This window comes from Caulobacter sp. D5, assembly GCF_003185805.1.
Lineage (GTDB): Bacteria > Pseudomonadota > Alphaproteobacteria > Caulobacterales > Caulobacteraceae > Caulobacter.
The window spans coordinates 1-7,038 of sequence record NZ_QHJY01000453.1; the positions used below are offsets into that span (position 1 = coordinate 1).

Annotated in this window: 9 protein-coding genes; 3 read left to right on the forward strand and 6 right to left on the reverse strand. The window is 70.4% G+C overall.

Going from position 1 to position 7,038, the window contains the following annotated elements:
* Positions 1 to 303 precede the first annotated feature (303 nt).
* Complete coding sequence (locus DMC18_RS23440; RefSeq protein WP_110120177.1) at positions 304 to 615, forward strand: EthD family reductase; 312 nt, start codon at positions 304 to 306, stop codon at positions 613 to 615.
* Between the two features lie 39 nt (positions 616 to 654).
* Here the strand turns inward: DMC18_RS23440 and pseC are convergent, their stop codons facing one another.
* Together pseC and pseB are read right to left on the reverse strand one after the other, a co-directional pair.
* Positions 655 to 1,818: a UDP-4-amino-4,6-dideoxy-N-acetyl-beta-L-altrosamine transaminase gene (pseC, locus tag DMC18_RS23445; protein ID WP_110120176.1), complete on the reverse strand. Its 1,164-nt coding sequence runs from the start codon at positions 1,816 to 1,818 to the stop codon at positions 655 to 657.
* A complete protein-coding gene (gene pseB / locus DMC18_RS23450) occupies positions 1,818 to 2,855 on the reverse strand; it encodes a UDP-N-acetylglucosamine 4,6-dehydratase (inverting) (protein ID WP_110120175.1) in 1,038 nt (345 codons plus the stop codon). Before pseB ends, pseC begins: the two co-directional genes overlap by 1 nt.
* A gap of 118 nt (positions 2,856 to 2,973) precedes the next feature.
* Between pseB and DMC18_RS23455 the strand changes: the two genes are divergently transcribed.
* Positions 2,974 to 3,378 carry a hypothetical protein gene (locus DMC18_RS23455; protein ID WP_110120174.1) on the forward strand — a complete coding sequence of 135 codons (405 nt, stop codon included), beginning with the start codon at positions 2,974 to 2,976 and terminating at the stop codon, positions 3,376 to 3,378.
* Between the two features lie 113 nt (positions 3,379 to 3,491).
* Here the strand turns inward: DMC18_RS23455 and DMC18_RS23460 are convergent, their stop codons facing one another.
* The 3 genes from DMC18_RS23460 to DMC18_RS23470 are packed head-to-tail and all read right to left on the reverse strand — an operon-like array spanning position 3,492 to position 4,886.
* Positions 3,492 to 3,956 (reverse strand): nucleoside deaminase, encoded by a 465-nt coding sequence (locus DMC18_RS23460; protein WP_110120173.1) that lies wholly within the window; start codon positions 3,954 to 3,956, stop codon positions 3,492 to 3,494.
* Entirely contained in the window at positions 3,953 to 4,384 is a 432-nt protein-coding gene (locus DMC18_RS23465; protein WP_110120172.1) for a type II toxin-antitoxin system VapC family toxin, read from the reverse strand. Before DMC18_RS23465 ends, DMC18_RS23460 begins: the two co-directional genes overlap by 4 nt.
* Positions 4,374 to 4,886: a hypothetical protein gene (locus tag DMC18_RS23470; RefSeq protein ID WP_146218192.1), complete on the reverse strand. Its 513-nt coding sequence runs from the start codon at positions 4,884 to 4,886 to the stop codon at positions 4,374 to 4,376. The genes DMC18_RS23465 and DMC18_RS23470 overlap by 11 nt, the downstream gene beginning before the upstream one ends.
* Before the next feature lie 144 nt (positions 4,887 to 5,030).
* Here DMC18_RS23470 and DMC18_RS23475 point away from each other — a divergent pair, with 144 nt between their 5' ends.
* Positions 5,031 to 6,344 (forward strand): pseudouridine synthase, encoded by a 1,314-nt coding sequence (locus DMC18_RS23475; protein WP_110133359.1) that lies wholly within the window; start codon positions 5,031 to 5,033, stop codon positions 6,342 to 6,344.
* Between the two features lie 168 nt (positions 6,345 to 6,512).
* On the opposite strand, the gene DMC18_RS23480 is transcribed toward DMC18_RS23475, so the two are convergent.
* On the reverse strand, positions 6,513 to 7,038 hold a 526-nt coding region (locus DMC18_RS23480; RefSeq protein WP_110133360.1), incomplete at its 5' end, for a CDP-alcohol phosphatidyltransferase family protein.

Sequence of the window (7,038 nt, forward strand, 5' to 3'; positions counted from 1 at the left end):
TCGGAAAAGGTGTCACGGATGTCTCCGAACACCTGTCACGGATGTCCCCGGTCTGAACAATGGGGAGAGGGAGGGGCCCGCGCCGCAGGCGTGGGAGGGTGAGGGGGTACGCCCTCCCCGGATAATCCCGAAAATCTCGCGGAGACGACGGCGCGCCACCGGCCGCCGTTCCTAACCCCTCACCCTCCCAGGCTTCGCCTGGGTCCCTCCCTCTCCCTCTGGGAGAGGTGTTTATGGGAGCTTGACCCTCGCGCGCGGGCGGCCAATCTGGCGGCCCTTTTCGCGACCGGTCCGGAACTCGCCATGGCCTTCATCAGCATCGTCTATCCGGCCCGCGACGGCGCGCGCTTCGACCACGACTACTACGCCCGCACCCACATCCGCATGGTGCGCGAGGCTCTCGCCGAGACCGGCCTGCTGGACGCCCGGGTCTATCGCGGGGTGTCGGCCCTGGACGGCGGTCCGGCGCCGTTCGTGGCCATGGCGCACCTGACCTTCCGCGACGAGGCCGCCATGCGCGCCTGCCTGGAAAGCCCGGCCGCGCCCGGCCTGCACGCCGATGTCGCCAATTTCACCGACATCGCGCCCGTCATCGAGATCTATGCGGCGGGCTGAGGGCCAACCTCTAGGAACCTCTCCCATGGGGAGAGGTTTCTAGAGGGACAGCGCCCGCGCCAGCGCCTCGACCACGCGGTCGACGTCGCCGTCGTCCATGGTCGGATAGAGCGGCAGGGTCAGGCAGCGGTCATACCAGGCGTCGGCGCCGGGCAGATCGGCCAGGCCATACCGGTTCACATAGTAGGGCTGGCGGTGCACGGGGATGTAGTGGACCTGGCTGCCAATCCCTTGCGCCTTAAGGGAGTCGACCACCGCGGCGCGGGTGGTCATGGCGGCTTCGAAGTCGATCAGCACGGTCAGCAGGTGCAAGGCCGGGTTCGACCCGGTCGGACTGGCCGCCAGCTGCACCAGCGGCGACAGCGGGGCCAGCAGCTCGCCGTAGCGGGCCGCCAGGGTCCGCCGGCGCTCGACGAAGCGGTCCAGCTTGGCCAGTTGGGAGAGACCCAGGGCGCACAGCACGTCGGGGATGCGGTAGTTGAAGCCCAGCTCCGGCATCTCGTAGACCCAGGGCTCGGCGCCCGCCGGGCGGACCATGCCGTGGCCGCGAAGACTACGGGCGCGCGCGGCGAGGCCCGCGTCGTTGGTGGTCAGCATGCCGCCCTCGCCGGTGGCCAGGGTCTTGACCGGATGGAACGAGAAGCTGGCGAAGGCCGAATAGGCGCCGTCGCCGACCGGGTGCTCTTCGTTGCCGAAGGTCGCGGTCGAGCCCAGGGCGTGCGGCGCGTCCTCGACCAGCACCGCGCCGGCGGCGCTGGCCATGGCCTTCAGCGCCGGCAGGTCGCAGACGTCGCCGCGCAGATGCACCGGCAGCACGGCCCGCACGCGGCGCTCGCCCGCACGCGATAGAGCGTCGGCCAGGGTGTCGGGGGTCATCAGGCCGCTGGCCGGATCGACGTCGGCGAACACCACCTCGGCCCCGACATAGCGGGCGCAGTTGGCCGTCGCCAGGAAGGTGACAGACGGGGCGATGCAGACGTCGCCCTCGCCGACCCCGAGGGCCAGCATGGCCAGGTGCAGGGTGGCGGTGCCGTTGGAGACGGCGATGGCGTGCTCGGCGCCGACCTTCTGCTTGAACGCCGTCTCGAAGGCCTCGACCGTCGGGCCGGTGGTCAGGAAATCGGCCCGCAGGGCGGCGGCGACGGCGGCGACGTCGTCGTCCTCGATGGTCTGGCGACCATAGGGGAGGAAAGGCCGGGCCATCAGCCCGCCTTCTCCTCCAGCATGGCCAGCAGGCCGTCGGCGCTCAGCCAGTCGTGGTTGTTGTCGCTGCTGTAGGAGAAGTCTTCCGCGACAGGCTTGGCGCCATCGGCCGCCGAATAGGGCACGCGGCCGAACTCGGCGAAATTGGGCTCGATGGCGAAGCGGTCGTCGAACTCCACGGTCGAGCGCGAGTCGTCGGCGCTGATCATGATCTCGTGCAGCTTCTCGCCAGGGCGGATGCCGATGACCTTGATCCCCGCCGTCGGCGACATGGCCTTCACCAGGTCAGGCATGGCCATGGACGGGATCTTGGGCACGAAGATCTCGCCGCCGCGCATCAGGTTCAGCGACGACAGCACGAAGTCGACGCCCTCGGTCAGGGTGATCCAGAAGCGGGTCATGCGCGGATCGGTGATCGGCAGCTCGGTCGCGCCCTGGGCCAGCAGGCGGCGATAGAGCGGCACGACGCTGCCGCGCGAGCCCACCACGTTGCCGTAGCGGACCACGGCGAAGCGGGTGCCGATGTCGCCCGACAGGTTGTTGGCCGCCACGAAGGTCTTGTCCGACGCCAGCTTGGTGGCGCCATAGAGGTTGGTCGGGTTGCAGGCCTTGTCGGTCGACAGGGCGATCACCTGCTTGACGCCATTGTTGAGGCTGGCCCAGACCACGTTCTCGGCGCCCAGCACGTTGGTGTGGATGCATTCGGACGGGTTGTACTCGGCGGCCGGCACCTGCTTCAGCGCCGCGGCGTGGATGACGATGTCGACGCCGCGCAGGGCCAGGGTCAGGCGTTCGCGGTCGCGGATGTCGCCCAGGAAGAAGCGCAGCTTGGCGAAGGCGGCCTCGTCGAACTGCTCGCGCAGCTCCAACTGCATGTCGCTCTGCTTCAGCTCGTCGCGGGAATAGATGATGACCTTCCGCGGGTCAGACAGCCTGAGCACGGTCTCGATGAACCGGCGACCGAACGACCCCGTACCGCCGGTGACCAGGATCACCTTGCCGTCGAGGTCGAGGGTTTGCGGTGAAAAGCGTCCCAAGATCAGCCTCCTCGCGCCCGCCGCGCGCGCAAACGACGCACGGGGAATCCAGGTTAACGCCGTTTGTGACGCACCAGACGTAAAGAGGACGTCAACCACGACGGGTTATGGGAAGTCCATGCGCCGCATCCTTGCCCTCCTCGCCGCCGTCCTGACGCTCGCCGGTCTCTGCGCCTCGCCCGCTTTCGCCAGCGGTCACGAGGCCAAGAAGGAGGCGCCGCCGACCTATTTCGCCCTGCCGACCATCACCGCCACGGCCATCCGCCGCGACGGCCGCAAGGGCGTGATGACGCTGGAGACCGGCATCGAGGCCAAGGACCCCAAGGTCATGGAGTACGCCGTGGCCTCGACCCCGCGCCTGCGCGCGGCCTTCGCCCAGGTGCTGATGACCTACACCGCCGGCCTGCGCCGCGGCGTCCCGCCCGACCTCGACTATATCGGCGCCGAGATGCAGAAGGCCGCCGACCGGGTGCTGGGCAAGAAGGGCGCGAAGGTGCTGCTCGGTTCCGCGATGGTGAACTGAGGGGCAGAAACCTCGCCCTTCGACAAGCTCAGGGTGAGGTTTCCAATGATCCTCGGCGCCTGACCTGATCCTCATCCTGAACCTGTCGAAGGACGAGGATCACGCACGAAGGCTCAGGTCTTCGCCTTCCGCCGCGCCCGGAAGAACCCCCGCAGCAGGTCGGCGCTTTCCTGCGCCATGACGCCGCCCGTCGTCTCCGGCCGCCAGTGGCAGGTGGGCTGGGCGAAGAATTTCGGGCCGTGGACCACCGCCCCGCCCTTGGGATCGTCGGCGCCCCAGACCACCCGGCCGATGCGGGCGTGGCTGATCGCCCCGGCGCACATGGCGCAGGGCTCCAGGGTCACCACCAGGGTCAGGTCGGTCAGCCGGTAGTTCTCGAGCTTCGCGGCCGCCGCCCGCATGGCCGCGATCTCGGCGTGGGCCGTGGGATCATGCGCCGCGATCGGACCATTGCCGGCCTTGGCGATCACCTCGCCGGTCCTTGGATCGAGGATCACCGCCCCCACCGGCGTCTCGCCCCGCTCGGCGGCCGCGCGGGCCTCCTCCAGGGCCAGGGCCATGGCGTCTTCGTCGGTCATGGCCGGCCTCCGTCTTCGAGCAGGCGAACATACGCGCCGAGGCCCGCGTCCCGCGCCTTGGCGACGAGGCGGGCGTCGGCGGTGACCACCACCGCCCCGCGCTGCTCGGCGAGGGCGACATAGGCCGCGTCATAGGCGCTCATGCCATGCCGCGCCGCCAGGGCGAAGGCGTGATCGGCCAGGCCGCCCATCGGGTGAAACTCGGCGACGATCTCGCCCAGCGCCGAAACCGCGCGTCCGGCCCGCGCCTGGTCCAGCCCGTCGGTCCGCACCCGCCGGGCGGCGATGCTGGCCATCTCGATCCACAGCAGGTCGGGCGCGATCAGCCGAGCGTCCGACAAGGCCAGGGCGCGAGCCGCCTCGGAGCCGGCCTCCAGGAAGAACAGCTTGGCCGCCACCGAGGCGTCGAGCACGACCTCAGCGGCCATCGCGGTCCTCGCGCACCAGGACGGCGACGTCGGTCGCGCCGGCCGGCAGGGGCTGGGCCAGGTCGGCCAGCAGGGCTCGGCGGCGCTCGACAGCCAGCGCGTTGAGCAACAGGGCGACGGCGGCGTCGCGCGGGACGCCGGCCGCGGAGGCCTGGCGATCGATCAGCTGCGCCGCCGCTGGACTCAGCAGGTCGAGCGGCACGGCAAGGTCTTCGCCGCGATGTCGGAACGGGGCTGCTCCCTCGGCCACGCCCCGCACAGCCTCGCGAACGAAGGTCACTCCACGGCCGGCGAGATCCAGCGCCGAAGTCTTCCAGCCGGCGTCGAGCCAAGCGGCGGCGTGGGTGTGGCCGATGCGGGTGTTGGACCACCAGGCCTGATGCTCCCGCGCCGAGCGCGGCAGGGGAAAGCCGAGCACGGCCTCGATCTCGTCGAAGGCCATGCGCAATTCGCCTGGGTCATAGGCGCCCTCGAGGTGGCGCTTCAACGGTTCGTACTTCATCGCCGCCTCCATCGATAAGTTATATACTGTTATATCACCTTCGATCCGAAAAGTCCGCGCCTTGATCCCTCCGGCGTTCGGCGCCATGAGATTTCTTCAACGCCCATCGTGAGATGCGCCCCTCCCATCGAAGGAACACCGGTCATGACCGACAAGTACCAGCCCGCCCTGCATGACGCCGTCGAGCACGACACCGACGCCGAGGGCGGCGAGCGCGTCGCCAAGGCCCTGGCCCGCGCGGGCGTGGCCTCGCGGCGCGAGGTCGAGCGGCTGATCGAGGCCGGCAAGGTGGTGCTGAACGGCCAGGTGCTGACCACCCCGGCCGTGCGGGTGTTCCCCGGCGACCTGCTGACCGTCGACGGCAAGCTGGTCGAGGACCGCCAGCAGACCCGCCTGTTCCGCTATCACAAGCCCACCGGCCTGGTGACCACCCACAACGATCCGGGCGGCCGTCCCACCGTGTTCGGCGCCCTGCCCCACGGCCTGCCGCGGCTGATCTCGGTCGGCCGTCTCGACCTGAACTCCGAAGGCCTGCTGCTGCTGACCAACGACGGCGAGCTGTCGCGCGCCCTGGAGATGCCGCAGAACGCCTGGACCCGCCGCTACCGCGCCCGCGCCTTCGGCCACGCCACCCAGGAAACGCTCGACAAGCTGAAGGACGGCCGGACCATCGAGGGCGTCCGCTATGGCCCGATCGAGGCCAAGCTCGACAAGGCCCAGGAAAAGGCCGGCGGCGGCCGCAACGTCTGGATCACGGTCACCCTGACCGAAGGCAAGAACCGCGAAGTCCGCAAGGTGCTGGAGTCGGTGGGGCTGAAGGTCAACCGCCTGATCCGCCTGTCCTACGGCCCGTTCGCCCTGGGCACGCTGCTGACCGGCCAGGTCGAGGAGGTCGGCCCGCGGGTGATCCGCGAGCTGCTCGAAGGCGTGATCTCCGAAGAGAACATGCCCACCGGCGACCGGCCGCAGTTCGTCGGCGTCGCCGATCCGCTCTACGCCCCGGGCGTCGCCAAGGACGGCGAGCGTCCGCGCGGCGGCGAGGTGCAGCGCCGCGCCCCCTCGGGCCGCGCCCCTCAGATCGCCACGCCCAAGGTCGAGGAGCCCAAGAAGGTCTACAAGGCCGGCTGGGCCAAGGCCAAGATCCGCACCGACGGCCACAAGGCGAAGACCCACAAGCCGAAGTCGCTGGAGACCAAGTTCGTCGACAAGGCCCCGCCGCGCGGCAAGCCGCCTGGCCCGCGCCCCGGCGCGGCCAAGGATGCGGCGGGCAAGGGTCCGGCGAGCAAGGGGCCTCTGAACAGAGGACCGGCCAGCAAGGCCGGCGCGGGCAAGGCCGCCCCCCAGGGCGCCGTGCGCGGGAACGTGACGCCGGCCCGCCCGGCCGCCAAGCCCGCCGGTTTCAAGGGTCCGCGTCCGACCACCGGCGGCAAGCCGGCCCCGCGCGGTCCGAAGCGGTAACTTCCCTTCGCATCTGAAAATCTGCTTTCCCCGGCCTCGTGCCGGGGATCCATCGTTCAGCCTGCTCTGACCTTTCGCCCTCGGTCGCGACCCGAGCAGCGGCCGCCAGGGGCCCTCGCCACAGGGGCGAGGGAGGCGATTTGTTTGCGATGAGAGGGTTGAGTTTTCCTATCCCTTCTCCGCCAGCCGCGTGGCGAGGTTCCCTGTCCGCCGCACCACGGTGACCAGGGTTCCGACGGCGATCACCGCCAGGCCCAGGGACAACACCTCGCCGCGTCCGCGCCACAGCGGCTCGAAGGCGGCGACGGCGCAGGCCGCCGTCAGCACCGCCATGCGCTGGGGCTTGGCCAGGGGTCCGGAGAAGTCGGCGGGAAAGCCGAGGCCTCGGCCGAGCTCGCGCACATAGGCCGTCAGCACCGCCAGCACGGCGGCGAGCCAGCCTAGGGCCGGGCCGCCCGAGAAGCCGGCGGTCATCGCCCCATAGCCGGCCCCGGCCAGCAGCAGCACGTCGGCGATGCGGTCGGGCAGCTCGTTCCAGATCGGTCCGAAAGGGCTTCCGCGGCCGTGCTCCACCGCCACCATGCCGTCGAGCAGGTTGCAGACCAGCCGCAGCTGGATGCAGGCGGCCGCGACGATCAGGGCCGCGCCGCGCGGCCAGCCGTCCACCCCGCCGCTGGCCGCCAGCAGCGCCCCG